The following is a 16,373-nucleotide window of genomic DNA, read 5'->3' on the forward strand; positions in this document are numbered from 1 at the left end:
TCGGGCTCGGGTCAGATATCGACCGAAAGGCCGAACGGCGTGCCCTCGAAGGCATCGGCGCCGCGACCGATCGAGCGCACCGCCTCGACCATGCGCCCGTCGCGCCCCAGAAGGTCGTCGGCCAGCGCGACCAGCCGGATATTTGGGGTCGCGGAGGGCGAAAGCCGGCGCAATGTGCGGGCGAGTTCGGCTTCGCCGCGCGTAGGCGCCAATGCGGCGGCGATGATGTAGGCGGAGGCGGTGGAGCGCGAAATGCCGGCGAAGCAGTTGATCACAAGTGGCGCGGCGCGATCCCAGCCCCGGCCGAATTCGATCAGGCTTTCAACATGCGCGCTGGCCGGCGCCACCATGTCGGGCGCCTCCTCGACAATGTCGTGCATCGACAGCAAAAGGTGCTGATCGGCGGCGATCGGCGCCGGCCGGTCGAACGGGGTGCCGTGTTTGAGCAGCGTCAAAAGCCGGCGCGCACCGGTCGTGACGATCGTATCGTCGAGCCGCGAGAGTGGACAGACCCAGATCATCGTTTCTCCGCCTCTTTGGCCGGATCGGCAGGCTGGTTTCGCGCGGACCAGGCTGCAAGCGCGGCCTCGAGCCTCGGCCAGGCGTCGTCGCCGGGCAGGCCGATCCGCAGACACTCCGGCCGGCCTTCGAACCGGCGCGTGAATATGCCCGCAGCGCCCAGCCAAGCAAACAGGTCCGGCGCGGCCGGATAGCGCACGAAGGCAAAAAGCGGTGTTCCGCCGCTAGGCTCGATCCCGGCTGCGGCAAGCAATGCATCGAGACGCGCGCGCTCGGCCCGCAACCGGGCGCGCATCCGCGTCTGCCAGGCCCCGTCTTCCAGCGCTCGCAGGCCGATCTCGAGCGCCGGACCGGAGACCGCCCAGGGCCCAAGCGTGGCGGCCAATCCGGCCGTCAGGTCCGGCGCGCCGAGCGCGAAGCCGAGCCTGATACCGGCAAGGCCGAAGAATTTCCCGAACGAGCGCAGGACGACGACCCCGCCTGCCCCGCAGCCACCGGCGAGACTATGCTCGGCGGGCCCGACATCCATGAACGCCTCGTCGACGACCAGCAGCCCGCCTTTGGCGCGCATATGGCCGGCAAGCGCGAGCAGGGTTTTGCGCGCAACAGAGCGGCCGTCCGGATTGTTCGGATTGACGATGACGGCGAGGTCGGCGTCAAACAACGCGTCGACGGACGACACCTCCTCGACCGCGTGGCCGGCAAGGCGCGCGCAACGCGCATGTTCGGCATAAGTCGGTCCGAGCACCCGGGCGCGGCCGGCAGGGACCTGCCGCATTACCAGCGGCAGCAAGGCCTGGGTTCCGGGCGCCGGTACGACGGCGACATCTGGCCCGGCGCGATAGGCGCCGGCGGCGACCGCCGCCAGTTCGGCGATCCGGCCCGGCTCGGGCAGGCGCGAAAAAGCGGTGGCCGGCAGGTCGAAAAGCGGATAGGCGTGCGGGTTGATGCCGGTCGACAGGTCGACCCACGGCTGCGGCGCGTCGGCAAACAGCGCCCTTGCCGCGTCGAGGCTGCCGCCATGATCGGAAACCGCGGTTTTTTCAGCCCGTTGCAACGCCATGTTCTTGTCCATCGCCTTTCTGTCGCTGCTTGTCGAGCGCGCCACCGGCTATCCCGACCGCCTGTTTACGGCGATCGGTCATCCGGTGACCTGGATCGGCGCGCTGATCGAGCGTCTCGACCGGCGCTGGAACCGGAAGACGGACAGCACGGCGCGTCGTCGACAAGCCGGTTTGGCTGCGCTGGTGACGATTGCAGCGCTCGCCGGCGGCGCCGGGCTGGGCCTGCAGGCGCTGCTTATGACCCTGCCCGCTTCCATAGCCCTCGCGCTCGCTGCCTGCCTGGCGGCAACGCTGATCGCGCAAAAAAGCCTCGACGATCATGTCGCGATCGTCGCCAGCGCGCTGGAAAGCAGCGGTCTTGACGCCGGACGGGCGGCGGTGTCGCAGATTGTCGGGCGCGATCCCGACACGCTCGACAGGGCCGGGGTGAGCCGCGCGGCGATCGAGAGCCTGGCGGAAAACTTCTCCGACGGCGTCACCGCGCCGGTTTTCTGGCTCGCGCTTGCCGGCCTGCCGGGGATCGCGATCTATAAGGCGGTCAACACGGCCGATTCGATGATCGGCCATCGCACACCGCGCCACGAAGCCTTCGGCCGCGCCGCGGCCCGCTTCGACGATCTGATCAATCTGCCGGCCTCCCGGCTGACCGCGCTCGCGCTGGTGGCCGCGGCGGCCATTCTTCCGAACATGTCGGGCCGAGACGCCTGGCGGGCCGTCCGGCGCGACGCCAAAAATCACCGTTCGCCCAATGCCGGCTGGCCGGAGGCGGCGATGGCCGGCGCGCTCGGCCTGGCGCTTGCCGGGCCGCGCACCTATGACGGGGTTGTGGTGGACGACGCGGTGATGGGTCAAGGCGGCCGCCGAAGTGCCGACGCGAGCGATATTCGCCGTGCACTTACCCTTTACCGGTGGGCGGACGGGCTGTTGATTGTGTCGACCGGCGCGCTCGCCGTCCTTGTCAGCGGGCATTGGTGATCAGCCCGTCAATGTCGAGATGGGCCTCCATATGGTCGGCCAGACCGTCAAGCGCGGCCTCGACGCCGCCCTCGTAATCAAGCCCGGAGGCGGCGCCCCCGAGACGCTCCAACCAGGCCGCGCGCTGGCGATCGTCGGCGAACAGGCCGTGCACATAAGTACCGGCAACGCGGCCGTCCGGCGCGGTCGCACCGTCGGCCCGGCCGGCGATGGTGGCGAACGGCCGCGCGGCATCGGGTCCGACGGTGACGCCGATATGCATTTCGTAGCCGTGAAAGGAGACACCGTCGGCGGTGTCGCCATGCACCTCGACCAGGGATTTTTCGCCGGTCAGGCGGGTGTCGACGTCAAGCAGGCCGAGGCCTTCGACCCGTCCGGCCGGTCCTTCGACGCCGTCGGGATCGTCAATGGTGCGGCCGAGCATCTGGTAGCCGCCGCACAGGCCGAGCACGAAACCGCCGCGCCGACGATGCGCGGCGATATCGACATCGAAGCCGGCCGCGCGCAGGGCGGCCAGATCGGCGATCGTGGCCTTGGAACCGACCAGCAGCACGAGGTCGGTATCGCCGGGAAGCGGCATGCCCGGCCACAACCGTGTCAACGCCACGTCGGGTTCGGCCTCGAGCGGGTCGAGATCGTCGAAATTGGAAATATGCGGCAGGATCGGCACCGCGATCTTCACCTGCCCTGTGGCGCGGCCGCGCCGGTCCTTGCCGGTCAGCGCCAGCGCGTCCTCGGCCGGCAGGCGGTTCGCATCGACAAAATGCGGCAAGAGCCCAAAGGCGGTCCAGCCAGTGCGCCTGGCGATCTCGTTGATGCCGTCGACGAACAGGGCCGGATCGCCGCGAAAACGGTTGACGAGGAACCCGACGACCAGCGCGGCGTCGGCCGGATCGATCACCGCTTTGGTGCCGACCAGGCTGGCGATGACGCCGCCCCGGTCGATATCGCCGATCACCACCACCGGCACGTCGGCGGCGCGCGCGAAGCCGAAATTGGCGATGTCGTTGGCGCGTAGATTGGTTTCGGAGGCGCTGCCGGCGCCCTCGACCAGGACGATGTCGGCCTCCTGCTTCAGACGGGCGAAACTGTCGAGCACGGCCGGCAGCAGACTGGGCTTGACGCCCTGATAGTCGGCCGCGCGCGCGGTGCCCCGGACCCGGCCCTGGACGACGATCTGTGCACCCGTCTCGCCCTGCGGCTTCAAAAGCACCGGGTTCATGTGTACGCTCGGCGCCACGCCGGCAGCGCGGGCCTGCAAGGCCTGGGCGCGGCCGATCTCGCCGCCGTCGGCGGTGACGGCGGCGTTGTTCGACATGTTCTGCGGCTTGAACGGACGCACACGCAGGCCGCGCTTCGTCAAAGCACGCGCCAGGCCGGCCACGACCAGCGTCTTGCCGACATCGGAGCCGGTGCCCTGGAACATCAGCGCGCGGGCCGTCATGATGGCGTGGTCCGGGCCGGGCGGACAGGCATTGCTAGAACTCGATGCCCTTTTGCGCCTTCACGCCGGCGGCGAAATGGTGCTTGACCTGGCCCATCTCGGTGACGAGGTCGGCGGCCTCCGTCAAAGCGGGCTTGGCGTTGCGGCCGGTGACGACGACATGCAGGTCGTCGCGGCGGGCCTGCAGCGTCTCCACGACCTTTTCAAGGTCGAGATAGTCGTAGCGCAAGGCGATGTTGAGCTCGTCGAGAATGACGAGGCCGATTTCGGGATCGGCCATCAGCGCCTCGGCCTTGGCCCAGGCGGCCTCGGCGGCGGCCACGTCGCGCTTCAGGTCCTGGGTCTCCCAGGTGAAGCCCTCGCCCATGGCGTACCATTCCACTTTGTCGCCGAAGGTCGAAAGCGCGTCCTTCTCACCGGTGTGCCAGGCGCCCTTGACGAACTGGACGACGCCGACCTTGCGGCCGTGGCCGAGCATACGCAGCGCCAGTCCGAAAGCCGCCGTCGACTTGCCCTTGCCCGGGCCGGTGTTGACGATCAGCAGGCCCTTTTCGATCTTTTTCGACGCCACTTCGGCATCCTGGACGGCCTTACGCTTTTCCATCTTGGCGCGATGGCGCGCGGCCTCGGTTTCGCTGACTTGTTTCATCTATTTCACCCGCATCGGCAGCCCGGCGACCATGAAGAGAACCTCGTCGGCCACGGCGGCGACCGCCTGGTTGAGGCGCCCGGCCGCGTCGCGAAAACGGCGGGCGAGCGCATTGTCCGGCACGATACCGAGACCGACCTCGTTGGCGACCGCGACCCAAAGACCGCGCGGGGCGGCAAGGGCGGCGACCAGACGGGCGGTCTCGGCCTCCACGTCCCGGCCGGCCAGCATCTGGTTCGACAACCACAAGGTCAGGCAGTCGACCAGAACCGGCCCGCCGGCCTCCGGCGTGGCCAACGCCCCGACCAGATCGAGCGGCGCATCGTGCGTCGACCAGCGCCGGTCGCGCCGGGCCCGGTGTATGGCGATGCGCTCGCTCATTTCGGCATCGAATGCCTGCGCGGTCGCCAGGTAGGCCCAGGGTGGCGGCTGCGCCTCGATGCGTTTTTCCGCGTGCGCGCTCTTGCCGGAACGCGCACCGCCAAGCACCAGGATCAGCCGCCCTTTGTCAGGCAAAGCGCGTCCGCGCATTGTCGGCGCGACCGAAAAAGCGCGGCCGCAGGGCGCCGACCGCCGCGCCCAGTACCAGCCAGAAGACGAGGTTGGTGACGGTGACGACAACGACAAAACGATGATGCAGATCGGCCGGAACCGGCGATTCGTGACTGACCGGTTGCGGCGCGCCGACCAGATGCGGCGCAACGATCAGCGCCACCCCGACCACCGCCCACAAAGCCGAGGCGCGAAACGCGATCAGCGCCAGGCCGGCCGCGGTCGCGGCGATGGTGGCGATCCACCAGACCTGCCGCGCCACGAGGTCGGCCGCCGGCATGGCCGGCAATTCGGGCGGCAGGCCGAGGCCTGGAGCCAGGGTGAAGACGCCGAAACCGGCAAAACCCCAGACGAGACCCTGACGCCAACCGGCAATGCCGCCGGCGAATTCAGATGCAGCGACCAGCAGAAGCCCGAAACCGATGCCGGTGACGATTGCAGCAAGCGCGGTGTAAAGATTGCGTTCCATCCCGTCGGCGGGCGCCCAGGCTTCCGCGCCTGCCTCTTCGGCGGCGGCGGCGTCGCCATGATGGCCGCCGCCGGCGCTCTCGAAAGTCTCGGCCTGGAGAATCAGCGGCACGGTCGCGTAGACCTGCATGGCCGTCAGCACGAGCCCGGCCAACAGCCCGGCGAGCGCCGCGACGAACACGACGTTACGAAGATCGGACATGTCGGATCACCCGTTAGTGGCAGGGAAAGGCCATGGAGTGACGATAGTCGTGGGCGGCGTTGTGGACCGCCTCCATCGGGGCGAAGCCCGAAACCGCGACAACGAAAAGTCCGAGCAGCCCGGCCATCGCCAACGGCATGGCGCGGGATCGGGTCGAGGCGGAAGCGCCCAAGGTCGTGGTGTTCGAATTCATGTCCTGTCCTTTCGCCCTCCACCCGAGGGCCTTGGCATTGCGTTCACGACGACGGCAGGTTTCCTGGCTTGCGGCTCGACGCTCCCTGCCCGCCTTCCCGAAGCAGCGCTTCAGTGGCCTTTGGGGTGGAGCTTGCCGCCTACAGTTGCGGGGGCAGCCGCGGATTTGGGCACGAGGCCCGCACCGCATTCCCTTGTTCTCTCGGGAACCATCGACAGCCGCAGTCATAACGCAATTCGAAACGGGCGCAAACCTCAATTCTCCCGCTTCGCTGTCCCGATGCCGACATGACAGCCTGGAATCGGCGTCGGCGTGCCAGGTGTTCACATGCGGAGCGCGAGCGCGACCGACAGGATCAGCATCGCGGCGAAAGCAATGTTGATGACACGATTAAGCCTAGGCCGGCGCAGAAACCGGGTCATGAGCGCGCCGCCGGCGAGCCATGCCGTGTTGACCAGAGCAAGGATGACGAGCAGCAGTCCCGCCTTGATGAACGCGTCGACGATGGAAGAGCCCCCAAACAGAACGAAGCCGGAAAACATCGCCGCCATCGCGGCGTAGGCCTTGGGGTTGAGCAGCGAAAGCACGATCCCGTCGCCGAGCGAGGGCGCGCGCGCCGTCTGCCGCGCCGTCGACAGCGGCGGGGCGGTGGCGATGCGCCAGGCGAGATAGATGAAATAGGCAGCGGCGGCGGCCGTCACCACGGGCCCGAGCGCGGGCACGGCCAGCACGATGGCGATCATGCCGCTCGCTGTCAGCGCCATGACAAGCACCATGCCGACGAGAAGGCCCGTCATGTAGCCGAGGCCGCGCCGGGCACCGAACGCCGCTCCCGCCGCCGCGAGGCTGAGCGTATTGGGACCCGGACTGCCGGTCAGCACCAAGCCGGCGACGAGAAACCCGATCAAGTCTTCCATAGTGTGCGTCCGTTGCGATCCAGGCGGGATCGGCAGGGTCCTACAGCCGCGCCGTGCCGGCAAGCAGCCATGCAGGCGTTGCATTGACAGCCCTGTCGCTCGCGGCCTAAATGCCGGCCTGACGGTTCCCTTCCACGCGGAAGGGCTAAGAGGGAACGCGGTGCGAAGCGACCGGCTTCAATTCCGCGGCTGTCCCCGCAACTGTGAGCGGCGAGCTTCGCGTCGATTGCCACTGGATTTGTCCGGGAAGGCGGCGCGGTGCGGCGACCCGCAAGCCAGGAGACCTGCCGTCGCAACAGCAATCCTGACCGCCCGGCGGGTGACCCGGGCAAGGAGTTCGACGATTGACCTTCGACGACAGGACTGACTCGTCCGCGACGGACCCGGCTGCGACAGCAGACGCGCCAACGCCTGCTGCCGCCACGATCCTTGTGTGCAGCTCGTGCCGCGGCGCGGACGGCGCCGACGACCGGCCGCGTCCGGGACATCTTCTTGCCGAGGCCGCCCGCGCGGCCAACGAGGATGCCGGCATCCGGATCGTTGAGATCGAATGCCTGGGCAATTGCAAGCGCCGTCTGAGCGCGGCGCTGTTGTGCGAGGGCGCCTGGAGCTACGTGTTCGGCGACCTCGCGGTCGAAAACGGCGCCGACCTGGTGGCCGGAGCCAAGCTCTTCCAGACGTCCGAAAACGGTCTCATGCCCTGGCGCGGACGACCCGAATGTCTCAAGCGCGGGCTGGTTTCCAGACTGCCGCCCGCAACCGCCATTGCCCTTGCCGCAACCCAAAAGGATCCATCATGACTGCTTCCGCCGACCGCGTCCCCTGCACCGTCGTCACCGGTTTCCTCGGGGCGGGCAAGACGACGCTGATCCGCAACCTGATCGAGAACGCCAACGGCCGGCGCATCGCCATCATCGTCAACGAGTTCGGCGATGTCGGCATCGACGGCGAGATCCTGAAGAGTTGCGGCATCGAGAACTGCCCGGAAGAAAATGTGTTCGAACTGGCCAATGGCTGCATCTGCTGCACGGTCGCCGACGATTTCGTGCCGGCGCTCGACCAAATCCTGGCGCGCGAGCCGAAGGTCGACCATATTCTGATCGAGACCTCCGGCCTGGCCTTGCCCAAGCCGCTGGTGCAGGCATTCCAGTGGCCGGCGATCAAGGGGCGGGTCACCGTCGACGGCGTGGTGGCGGTGGTCGACGGGCCGGCGCTCGCCGACGGCCGGGTCGCCGCCGACATGGACGCGCTCGCCGCCCAGCGCGCGGCCGACGAAACGCTCGACCACGACGACCCGGTCGAGGAAGTGTTCGAGGACCAGGTCGCCTGCGCCGACCTCGTCATCCTGTCGAAGAGCGACCTGCTTGATGAAGACCAGGCCGGCCGCGCCCGCGCGGCGGTGGAGCGCCACCTTGCCCGCGCCGTCAAGATCGTGCCGGCCGCCAACGGCAAGGTCGATCCGTCGGTGCTGCTCGGGCTGGGGCTCGCCGTCGAGGACGATATCGAGAACCGGCGCACGCATCACGACGGCATGCTCGACCACGAGCACGACGATTTCGACACGCATGTGATCGAGCTGCCCGCGATTTCCGACCCCGATGCACTCGCGCGCCGGGTGACGGCGGCGGCGGAAAATGCCGGCGTGCTGAGGCTCAAGGGTTTTGCCCATGTCGAGGGCAAGCCGATGCGCCTGCTCGTTCAGGCGGTGGGGCCGCGCGTGTCGCATTATTACGACCGCGCCTGGGCGCCGGACGAGACCAAAGGCACGCGGCTTGTGGTGATCGGGCTGAAAGGCCTGGACCGCGACGCGATCGAAAAGACCCTGGCGGCATAGGAGGACGAACCGCAGCGCGATGCACATCCTCGCCACCAGTTCCGCGACGCTCGACGATCTGATCGAGCCGGTCGACCTGCGCCAGGCGCCGGCCGACATGGTGGCGTTGTCGTTCACCGACAGCGATCTTTCCGCGCTGGCCGCCGCCTGGCGCGCCGAAAGCGAGGCGGTGCCGTCGCTGAGGCTCGCCAGCCTGCGCGAACTGCGCCATCCGATGTCGGTCGATCTGTGGCTCGACAGCGTCGCCGCCCAGGCGAAGGTGATCCTGGTGCGGATTCTGGGCGGCTATGACTGGTGGCGCTACGGCTGCGACCGGCTGGCAGAGATCGCGCGTCAAAAGGGCATCGCGCTGGCGCTGCTGCCCGGCGAATGCCGCGAAACCGACGAGCGGCTCGCCGCGCTGTCGACGGTCGGGCCCGAGGAACAGGCCGGCCTGCTCGCCTATTTCCGCGAGGGCGGGACGGCGAACATGCGCGCGCTGCTGCGCCGGATGGCCGTGCACGCAGGCCACGACATCGACGCGGAACCGGCAACACCGCTGCCCAAGGCGGGGTTTTATTGTCCCGGCCGCGGCGCGGTCGATGCCGCGACCGCGCTGGCCGCGCGGCCGGCCGGCGCGGCGACGGTGCCGCTGCTGTTTTATCGTTCGATGCTGCTTGCCGAGGACGTCGCGCCGATCGACCGGCTTTCCGAGGCGATGGCCGCGCGCGGGATGTTTGCCCTGCCGCTGTTCGTGTCGAGTCTGAAGGATCCGGCGGTCCGCGCCTTCGTCCTCGATACGACACGGAAGCAGGCGGCGCGCGCCATCGTCACCACGACCGCCTTTGCCAGCGGTGCGGAGCCCGGCGCCGAAACGCTGTTCGACACGCTCGGCGTGCCGGTTTTCCAGGCGGTTATCGCCACGACGCGGCGCGAGGCCTGGCAGAGCGGCGCGCGCGGCCTGGCTCCGGCCGACCTTGCCATGCATGTTGTCCTGCCCGAACTCGACGGGCGCATCCTCGCCGGGGCGATCTCCTTCAAGGACACGGTCGAGAGCGAGGATGCGCTCGCCTATCGCGGCCAGGTCAACAGGCCCGAGCCCGACCGGGTGGCGGGTGTCGCGGACCGAATCGCGACCTGTCTGAGGCTCCAGGCGACGCCGCGCGCAAAACGCCGCATCGCCATTCTGATGCCCGATTACCCGGGCGCGGCCGGGCGCACCGGCTACGCCGTCGGCCTCGACGTGCCGGGCAGCGTCCTGACCATGCTCGCCGACCTTAAGGCTGTCGGCTATGACGTTAAAAACATTCCGGAAACGCCGCGCGATCTGCTGCGGCTGATCGAACGCGGCGAAGAGGCCGTTTCGGCCGAAACCTATGCGCGCCATTTCGAAGCCCTGCCCGAGGCCGCGCGTGCGGCCGTGGAGGCGGCGTGGGGACCCTCGCCCGCCGACGGATCGGAGGATTTCGGCTTTCGCGCCGCGACGTTCGGCAATGTCACGGTGGCGCTCGCCCCCGATCGCGGACGCGCCGAGGACCGCCGCGTCGACTATCACGACCCGGCCCTGCCGCCGCGCCACGCCCTGCTTGCCTTCGGGCTGTGGCTGCGGGAGCGGCAAGGGTGCCACGCACTTGTCCATGTCGGCGCGCACGGCACGCTCGAATGGCTGCCCGGCAAGACCGTGGCGTTGTCAAACGCCTGCTTTCCCGAGATCGTGACCGGCGGCCTGCCGGTGATCTATCCCTTCATCGTTTCCAATCCGGGCGAGGCCGCGCAGGCCAAGAGACGCATCGCGGCCGTGACCATCGGCCACCTGCCGCCGCCTTTGACCGGTGCCGGCCTGTCGCCCGAGCAGCAGGAACTGGAGCGCCTGGTCGACGAATACGCCCAGGCCGACGGGCTCGACCGGCGCCGACGCGACCGTCTGGCCGGGCTGATCGTGGAGAAGGCGGCGCAAAACGGTCTTGCCCCGGAGGCCGGGGTCGCAGACGCCGACGATCCCGACGCCGCGCTGATGAAGATCGACGCCTGGCTGTGCGACCTGAAGGATTTCGCCGTCAAGGACGGTCTGCACATCTATGGCCGCGCGGCCGCAATCGACGACGAACCGATCCGCCATGCCAGCGCCGATGCCGAACGCGACGCGCTGATCGCAGCCCTCGACGGGCGCCATGTCGCGGCCGGCCCTGCCGGCGCGCCGGCGCGGGGCCGCACGGACGTGCTGCCGACCGGCCGCAATCTCTACACCGCCGATCCGCGCACCATGCCGACGCCGACCGCCTTCGAACTCGGCCGGCTGGCCAGCGAGGAAGTGCTGCGGCGCTACTTGCAGGATCACGGTGATTGGCCGCGCTCGCTGGTGATCGATTTGTGGGGCAGCGCCAGCCTGCGCACCGGCGGCGAGGAGATCGCGCAAGGGCTGGCGCTGATGGGCTGCCGGCCGCAATGGGACGCCGCCACAGGCCGGGTGACCGGCATCGAGGTCTTGCCGCCGGCGCGCCTGGGGCGGCCGCGCGTCGACGTCACCTTCCGTATTTCCGGCCTGTTCCGCGACATGTTCGCGACCCAGATCGCGTTGCTCGATACCGCCGTCGCCGCGGTGGCCGCGCGCGAGGAGGCGACCGGCGACAATCCGCTCGCCGAGGCAAGCCGCGGCGGCGCCCGGCCGCAACGGATTTTCGGCTCCTCGCCCGGCGCCTATGGCGCGGGCATCGAAGGCCTGCTTGCCGGCGGTGCCTGGGCCGAGCGTGCCGAGATCGGGCAGGCGTTTCTGAACGCGACCTCGCATGCGTTCGGCGGCGCCGATGGCGAGGCCATGGCGGCGCCCGGCGCCTTCGCCGAACGCGTGGCCGACGCCGCGCTGCTGATCCATACCGGCGACGATCCGGGCCGCGACATTCTCGAGGGCTCGGCCGACGTCGCCTTCATCGGCGGTTTCGCGGCCGCCGCGGCCGCGCTCGGCAACAAGGCCGATCTGATCGCGCTCGATACGACCGATCCGGCCAGGCCGCGCGCCCGGTCGGTGGCGGAAGCGGTGACGCGCGTGGTGCGGGCGCGTGCGGTCAATCCGCGCTTCATCGCCGGCCAGATGCGCCACGGCCCGCGCGGGGCAGCCGAATTCGCCGAGACGGTCGATCGCCTGGTCGGTTTTGCCGAGACCACGGCGGCGATACCGGGCAGCCTGATCGAGGCCGTGCACGAGGCCTATCTCGGCGACGCGCGGGTGCGCGCCTTTCTTCTCAGGGAAAACCCAGCCGCCGCGCGCGCTATCGCCCAGCGCTTTGCCGACGCGCGCCGGCGCGGCCTGTGGCATCCGCGCCGCAACGCCATCGACGACGACCTCGCCATCCTGATCGCGGAAGCGCGCGCCGGGGAGCAGGCAGCATGAACGCTTCCCCGCGGCGCGGCGCCTGCCCGTCCCTGAGCGCGCCGATGGAAACCGGCGACGGGCTGCTTGTTCGGCTGCAGCCCTTGCAGGGCGGGGTGAGCCCGGCCCAGCTTGCCGGCCTCGCCGAGGCCGCGGCGCGCTTCGGCAACGCGATGATGGAGGTCACGGCGCGCGGCAGCCTGCAGATCCGCGGGCTCAGCCACGGTTCGGCCGGCGATCTTGCCGACGCCGTCGACCGGCTCGGCATCACCGTGCGCAGCGGCGTGCCTGTCGAAACCGGACCGCTCGCCGGCCTCGACCCGAGCGAAACCGCCGATCCGCGCCCGCTGGCAGAAAAGATCCGCGCCGGCATCGCCGCCTCCGGCCTGGCGCCGAAACTGGCACCGAAAATTTCGGTGATCGTCGATGGCGGCGGCGCGCTGACGCTCGGCGACCTGATCGCCGATCTGCGCCTGACGGCGCTGGATGCGAACTCCTGGCGGCTTGCGGTCGGCGGTACGGCGGCGCGCGCGCGGGTGATCGGCGTCGTGACGGGCGAGACCGCGCACGCCGCGATCGTGACGCTGCTTGAGGCGATCGCCGCCAAGGGAGGCGCTGCGCGCGGGCGCGATCTTGCGCCCGACGAGCTGGCAGGCTCGCTGCGCGGCCTTGCCATCGCCGCAGCCCCCGACGCCGATGCCCCTGCCCTGCCGGTCGGCCGGTTTGCGCTGAAAGGCGATCGCACAGCGCTCGGCATCGCGCTATCCTTCGGCCAGGTCCATGCGGGCCCTCTCGCCGAGCTTGCGAACACGGCCGGGCGCGCCGGCATTGCCGAAATCCGCTTCGCGCCGGGGCGCGGACTTTTGTTGCTGGCGAAGGCCGGCACCGACGTTTCAACCTTGCGTCAGATCAGCGCAAAGTCCGGCTTCGTTGTCGATGCCGACGATCCGCGCCTGTCGGTCGTCGCCTGCGCCGGCCAGCCGGCCTGCGCTGCCGGCCGTTACCGGACCCGCGAGACCGCAGCTGCGATCACCAAGGCGGCGGCCGGCCTGTTCGACGGCTCGCTTCGGCTGCATCTTTCGGGTTGCGCCAAGCGCTGCGCGCAGCCGGCGCGGCCCGGCTGGACGCTGCTCGGCGGCGACGCGACCCGCACGCTGACCACCGACACGGCCGACACACACGAAACCTGCGGCGAGGTCGCGGCCGGAGAAGAAGCCGGCGCATTCGCACGCTTGACGGCAGCCTTCAAGCGCCACAGGAAGACGGACGAAACAGCTGCCGCCTTCCTGGCCCGCCAGGACGCCTCCACGCTTACCACTTGGCTTCGCCGGGACCCGACATGACCACGACCGACTATATCCGCGACGGCAACGCGATCTACGAACGCTCCTTCGCGATCATTCGCGAGGAAGCCGACCTGGCCCGGTTTTCCGATGCCGAGGCCGACGTCGCGGTGCGCATGATCCACGCCTGCGGGCTGGTCGAGGCGGCCACGCATTTCGCCTTCGCGCCGGGTTTTGTCGACGCCGCGCGGGCCGCGCTGGTGGCCGGGGCGCCTGTCCTGTGCGACGCGGAAATGGTGGCGCACGGGGTGACGCGGGCACGGCTGCCGGCCGACAATGCCGTGATGTGCACGCTTCGCGACGCACGCACCCCCGACCTTGCAAGGCAGATCGGCAATACGCGCTCGGCGGCTGCGCTGGAGCTGTGGCGCGACCGGCTCGACGGCGCGCTGGTGGCGATCGGCAATGCGCCAACGGCGTTGTTTCACCTGCTCGACATGATCGCGGGCGGTGCGCCGAAACCGGCCGCCATCATCGGCATGCCGGTCGGCTTCGTCGGGGCGGCCGAATCCAAGGACGCGCTGGCGGCGAACACGCTCGACATTCCCTATGCGATCGTGCGCGGCCGGCTGGGCGGCAGCGCGATGACGGCGGCCTGCGTCAACGCGCTTGCGAGGGCGGGCCTGTGACTTCCCCCAGCCCTGGCCGCCTGATCGGCGTCGGCACCGGCCCCGGCGATCCCGAACTGTTGACGGTCAAGGCCGTGCGCGCGCTCGAAAACGCCGACGTGGTCGCGCATTTCGCCAAGCGCGGCAACAATTCCAATGCGCGCCGCATCGTGGCCGATTTGCTGCCGCCGGATGTCGCCGAACTGGCGCTGCTTTATCCGGTCACGACCGAGATCGACAAAAGCGAGGCCGCCTATCGCTGCGCGATCGACGGGTTTTACGAACAGGCCGCCGCCAGCGTCGCCGAACGGCTCGACGCCGGCCAGACCGTGGCGGTGCTGTCGGAGGGCGACCCGCTCTTTTATGGCTCGTACATGCATCTGCATGTGCGGCTGGCCGGACGCTACCGGACCGACATCATCCCCGGCGTCACCGCGATGTCCGGCGCCTGGTCGCAGACCGGGTTGCCGATCTCGCAGGGCGACGACGTGCTGACGGTGCTGCCCGGCACAATGGCCGAGGCCGAGTTGGCGCGCCGGCTCTCAGACACCGACGCCGCCGTCATCATGAAAGTCGGGCGCAATCTGCCCAAGATCCGCCGCGCGCTGGAAAATACCGGCCGGCTTGGCGATGCGTTTTACGTCGAGCGCGCGACGATGGAAAACGGCCATGCCATACGGCTTGCCGACAAGGACGACGACCAGGCGCCGTATTTTTCCATCGTGCTGATACCGGGTTGGCGGGGGCGCGCATGACCGGCAGGCTGTTCGTGATCGGCACCGGACCCGGCAACCCGGCCCAGACCACCCCGGAAGCAAGCGCGGCGATCGCCGAAGCCGGGCATTTTTTCGGCTACGGACCCTATCTCGACCGGCTGTCGCTGCGGCCGAACCAGCAACGCCACGCCTCCGACAATCGCGAGGAGCTGGCGCGGGCGCGCGCGGCCCTCGACATGGCGGCCGGCGGTGCAGTCGTCGCGGTCGTTTCGGGCGGCGACCCCGGCGTCTTCGCCATGGCGGCGGCGATCTGCGAGGCGGTCGAAGCCGGCCCGGCGCGCTACCGCGCGATCGATCTCACCGTTGTGCCCGGCGTCACCGCCATGCTGGCGGTCGCGGCCCGGGCCGGCGCGCCGCTCGGTCACGATTTCTGCGCGATGTCCCTATCAGACAATTTGAAACCCTGGACGCTGGTGGAACGCCGGCTCGCGGCCGCTGCCGACGCCGGCTTCGTGATCGCGCTCTATAACCCGATCAGCCGCGCCCGGCCCTGGCAGCTCGGCCGCGCCTTCGCGCTTTTGCGGACACATCTGCCGGGAACGGTGCCGGTGGTGTTCGGACGCGCAGCCGGACGCGCCGACGAAAACATCACCGTGATGCCGCTCGGCGAGGCCGACCCGGCCAAAGCCGACATGGCGACCTGCGTGATCGTCGGATCGGCCGAAACGCGGCTGATCGACCGGCCCGGCCGGCCGCCCCTGGTCTACGCACCGCGCTCGGCCGGGGCACTGGCGGAAAGGGCGGGCACGACATGAGTGAGCGCCCGCACCGCCTCGTCCACGGTCGCGACGATGATGCCGCCTTCAGGAGAAGGTGGCCGGCGCACCAGCACGACCTCGATGCCGAGCGCGCGGGCGGCGGCAAGCTTGGCGTAGGTGGCGTCACCGCCGCTATTCTTGGCAAGCACGGCATCGATGCCATAGCGTCGGAACAGCGTTTCTTCCCCGTCCTTGGCGAACGGACCACGGGCGAGCAGATATGCGATCGAGGGCAGCGCCAGCGGCGGCTCGACCGGGTCGACGCTGCGCACGAGATAAAAATGCTGCGGCGCGGACAGAAGCGGTGTCAGTTCCTGGCGTCCGAACGCGACGAAGACGCGGCGCGGCGCGGTGCCGAGCGCAGCAACCGCCTCGGCGACCGTGCCGACCTCGTGCCAGCGATCGCCCTGTTGCCGCTGCCAGGCAGGCCTGCAAAGCGCGATCAGGGGAACACCGGCGGCGCGCGCGGCCGCGGCGGCATTAGCGGTGATGCGCGCGGCAAAGGGGTGGGTCGCGTCGACCAGCACGGTCACGCCTTCGCGGCGCAGCCACGCCTCAAGCCCGGCCGCGCCGCCGAAACCGCCGACCCGCACCGGCACGGGCTGTTCGGCCGGGTTCCTGGTCCGACCTGCGAGCGACAGGGTGAGCCGGCATTGGCCCTCGAGCCGCGCGGCCAGGTTTCGGGCCTCGCCCGTTCCGCCGAGGATCAGGATATGGTGTTGCAT

17 protein-coding genes and 2 riboswitches are annotated in these 16,373 nt (G+C 69.5%); of the genes, 8 read left to right on the forward strand and 9 right to left on the reverse strand.

From position 1 onward, the window contains the following. Positions 1 to 11 precede the first annotated feature (11 nt). The gene (locus GN330_RS20780) at positions 12 to 521 is read right to left on the reverse strand and encodes a tyrosine phosphatase family protein (RefSeq protein WP_156715153.1); all 510 of its coding nucleotides are present in this window, start codon (positions 519 to 521) and stop codon (positions 12 to 14) included. Beyond that, positions 518 to 1,582 (reverse strand): threonine-phosphate decarboxylase CobD, encoded by a 1,065-nt coding sequence (cobD, locus tag GN330_RS20785; protein ID WP_156715156.1) that lies wholly within the window; start codon positions 1,580 to 1,582, stop codon positions 518 to 520. The genes GN330_RS20780 and cobD overlap by 4 nt, the downstream gene beginning before the upstream one ends. Between cobD and cbiB the strand changes: the two genes are divergently transcribed. Beyond that, on the forward strand, positions 1,581 to 2,558 hold the full coding sequence (gene cbiB, locus GN330_RS20790) for an adenosylcobinamide-phosphate synthase CbiB (protein ID WP_156715158.1): 978 nt from the start codon (positions 1,581 to 1,583) through the stop codon (positions 2,556 to 2,558). The genes cobD and cbiB overlap by 2 nt on opposite strands. Here the strand turns inward: cbiB and GN330_RS20795 are convergent. The 6 genes from GN330_RS20795 to GN330_RS20820 all read right to left on the reverse strand — a co-directional run bounded on the left by GN330_RS20795 (position 2,542) and on the right by GN330_RS20820 (position 6,983). Further along, a complete protein-coding gene (locus GN330_RS20795) occupies positions 2,542 to 4,002 on the reverse strand; it encodes a cobyric acid synthase (RefSeq protein ID WP_156715160.1) in 1,461 nt (486 codons plus the stop codon). The two genes, cbiB and GN330_RS20795, sit on opposite strands and share 17 nt — an antisense overlap. A 34-nt stretch (positions 4,003 to 4,036) precedes the next feature. Continuing rightward, positions 4,037 to 4,651, reverse strand: coding sequence for a cob(I)yrinic acid a,c-diamide adenosyltransferase (cobO, locus tag GN330_RS20800; RefSeq protein ID WP_156715162.1), 615 nt, complete (start codon positions 4,649 to 4,651; stop codon positions 4,037 to 4,039). Then, the gene (cobU, locus tag GN330_RS20805; protein WP_197435259.1) at positions 4,652 to 5,167 is read right to left on the reverse strand and encodes a bifunctional adenosylcobinamide kinase/adenosylcobinamide-phosphate guanylyltransferase; all 516 of its coding nucleotides are present in this window, start codon (positions 5,165 to 5,167) and stop codon (positions 4,652 to 4,654) included. Continuing rightward, positions 5,160 to 5,873, reverse strand: coding sequence for a CbtA family protein (locus tag GN330_RS20810; RefSeq protein WP_156715166.1), 714 nt, complete (start codon positions 5,871 to 5,873; stop codon positions 5,160 to 5,162). The genes cobU and GN330_RS20810 overlap by 8 nt, the downstream gene beginning before the upstream one ends. Positions 5,874 to 5,886: 13 nt before the next feature. Continuing rightward, positions 5,887 to 6,066, reverse strand: a complete 180-nt coding sequence (locus GN330_RS20815; RefSeq protein WP_156715168.1) for a CbtB domain-containing protein — start codon at positions 6,064 to 6,066, stop codon at positions 5,887 to 5,889. A gap of 36 nt (positions 6,067 to 6,102) precedes the next feature. After that, positions 6,103 to 6,304, reverse strand: a riboswitch (cobalamin riboswitch). Between the two features lie 85 nt (positions 6,305 to 6,389). Then, the gene (locus tag GN330_RS20820) at positions 6,390 to 6,983 is read right to left on the reverse strand and encodes a LysE family translocator (RefSeq protein ID WP_197435260.1); all 594 of its coding nucleotides are present in this window, start codon (positions 6,981 to 6,983) and stop codon (positions 6,390 to 6,392) included. Positions 6,984 to 7,088: 105 nt separating this feature from the next. Beyond that, positions 7,089 to 7,289: riboswitch (cobalamin riboswitch) on the forward strand. 38 nt (positions 7,290 to 7,327) lie between these two features. Here GN330_RS20820 and GN330_RS20825 point away from each other — a divergent pair. From GN330_RS20825 to GN330_RS20855, 7 genes are read left to right on the forward strand one after another with little or no spacing between them, the layout of a single operon-like run. Continuing rightward, complete coding sequence (locus GN330_RS20825; protein WP_156715172.1) at positions 7,328 to 7,783, forward strand: DUF1636 family protein; 456 nt, start codon at positions 7,328 to 7,330, stop codon at positions 7,781 to 7,783. After that, positions 7,780 to 8,817, forward strand: a complete 1,038-nt coding sequence (cobW, locus tag GN330_RS20830; protein ID WP_156715174.1) for a cobalamin biosynthesis protein CobW — start codon at positions 7,780 to 7,782, stop codon at positions 8,815 to 8,817. Before GN330_RS20825 ends, cobW begins: the two co-directional genes overlap by 4 nt. 19 nt (positions 8,818 to 8,836) lie before the next feature. Continuing rightward, on the forward strand, positions 8,837 to 12,184 hold the full coding sequence (cobN, locus tag GN330_RS20835; protein WP_156715176.1) for a cobaltochelatase subunit CobN: 3,348 nt from the start codon (positions 8,837 to 8,839) through the stop codon (positions 12,182 to 12,184). Next, a complete protein-coding gene (gene cobG / locus GN330_RS20840; protein ID WP_156715178.1) occupies positions 12,181 to 13,506 on the forward strand; it encodes a precorrin-3B synthase in 1,326 nt (441 codons plus the stop codon). Before cobN ends, cobG begins: the two co-directional genes overlap by 4 nt. Continuing rightward, complete coding sequence (locus tag GN330_RS20845; protein ID WP_156715180.1) at positions 13,503 to 14,135, forward strand: precorrin-8X methylmutase; 633 nt, start codon at positions 13,503 to 13,505, stop codon at positions 14,133 to 14,135. Before cobG ends, GN330_RS20845 begins: the two co-directional genes overlap by 4 nt. Then, positions 14,132 to 14,869, forward strand: a complete 738-nt coding sequence (locus GN330_RS20850; RefSeq protein WP_343041009.1) for a precorrin-2 C(20)-methyltransferase — start codon at positions 14,132 to 14,134, stop codon at positions 14,867 to 14,869. The genes GN330_RS20845 and GN330_RS20850 overlap by 4 nt, the downstream gene beginning before the upstream one ends. Beyond that, positions 14,866 to 15,645: a precorrin-3B C(17)-methyltransferase gene (locus GN330_RS20855; protein WP_156715182.1), complete on the forward strand. Its 780-nt coding sequence runs from the start codon at positions 14,866 to 14,868 to the stop codon at positions 15,643 to 15,645. Before GN330_RS20850 ends, GN330_RS20855 begins: the two co-directional genes overlap by 4 nt. Here GN330_RS20855 and GN330_RS20860 read toward each other — a convergent pair. Then, on the reverse strand, positions 15,594 to 16,373 hold the full coding sequence (locus tag GN330_RS20860) for a cobalt-precorrin-6A reductase (RefSeq protein ID WP_156715360.1): 780 nt from the start codon (positions 16,371 to 16,373) through the stop codon (positions 15,594 to 15,596). The two genes, GN330_RS20855 and GN330_RS20860, sit on opposite strands and share 52 nt — an antisense overlap.

Origin of the sequence: Nitratireductor arenosus, from assembly GCF_009742725.1 — a bacterium.
In the GTDB taxonomy this organism is placed as follows: domain Bacteria; phylum Pseudomonadota; class Alphaproteobacteria; order Rhizobiales; family Rhizobiaceae; genus Mangrovimarina; species Mangrovimarina arenosa.

Excerpts from the sequence above, each read along its gene's own strand:
- GN330_RS20780 (WP_156715153.1), bottom strand. The coding sequence starts at position 521 with ATGATCTGGGTCTGTCCACTCTCGCGGCTCGACGATACGATCGTCACG.
- cbiB (WP_156715158.1), top strand. The coding sequence starts at position 1,581 with ATGTTCTTGTCCATCGCCTTTCTGTCGCTGCTTGTCGAGCGCGCCACC.
- cobD (WP_156715156.1), bottom strand. The coding sequence starts at position 1,582 with ATGGCGTTGCAACGGGCTGAAAAAACCGCGGTTTCCGATCATGGCGGC.
- GN330_RS20795 (WP_156715160.1), bottom strand. The coding sequence starts at position 4,002 with ATGACGGCCCGCGCGCTGATGTTCCAGGGCACCGGCTCCGATGTCGGC.
- cobO (WP_156715162.1), bottom strand. The coding sequence starts at position 4,651 with ATGAAACAAGTCAGCGAAACCGAGGCCGCGCGCCATCGCGCCAAGATG.
- GN330_RS20810 (WP_156715166.1), bottom strand. The coding sequence starts at position 5,873 with ATGTCCGATCTTCGTAACGTCGTGTTCGTCGCGGCGCTCGCCGGGCTG.
- GN330_RS20815 (WP_156715168.1), bottom strand. The coding sequence starts at position 6,066 with ATGAATTCGAACACCACGACCTTGGGCGCTTCCGCCTCGACCCGATCC.
- GN330_RS20820 (WP_197435260.1), bottom strand. The coding sequence starts at position 6,983 with ATGGAAGACTTGATCGGGTTTCTCGTCGCCGGCTTGGTGCTGACCGGC.
- cobW (WP_156715174.1), top strand. The coding sequence starts at position 7,780 with ATGACTGCTTCCGCCGACCGCGTCCCCTGCACCGTCGTCACCGGTTTC.
- cobN (WP_156715176.1), top strand. The coding sequence starts at position 8,837 with ATGCACATCCTCGCCACCAGTTCCGCGACGCTCGACGATCTGATCGAG.
- cobG (WP_156715178.1), top strand. The coding sequence starts at position 12,181 with ATGAACGCTTCCCCGCGGCGCGGCGCCTGCCCGTCCCTGAGCGCGCCG.
- GN330_RS20845 (WP_156715180.1), top strand. The coding sequence starts at position 13,503 with ATGACCACGACCGACTATATCCGCGACGGCAACGCGATCTACGAACGC.
- GN330_RS20855 (WP_156715182.1), top strand. The coding sequence starts at position 14,866 with ATGACCGGCAGGCTGTTCGTGATCGGCACCGGACCCGGCAACCCGGCC.
- GN330_RS20860 (WP_156715360.1), bottom strand. The coding sequence starts at position 16,373 with ATGCAACACCATATCCTGATCCTCGGCGGAACGGGCGAGGCCCGAAAC.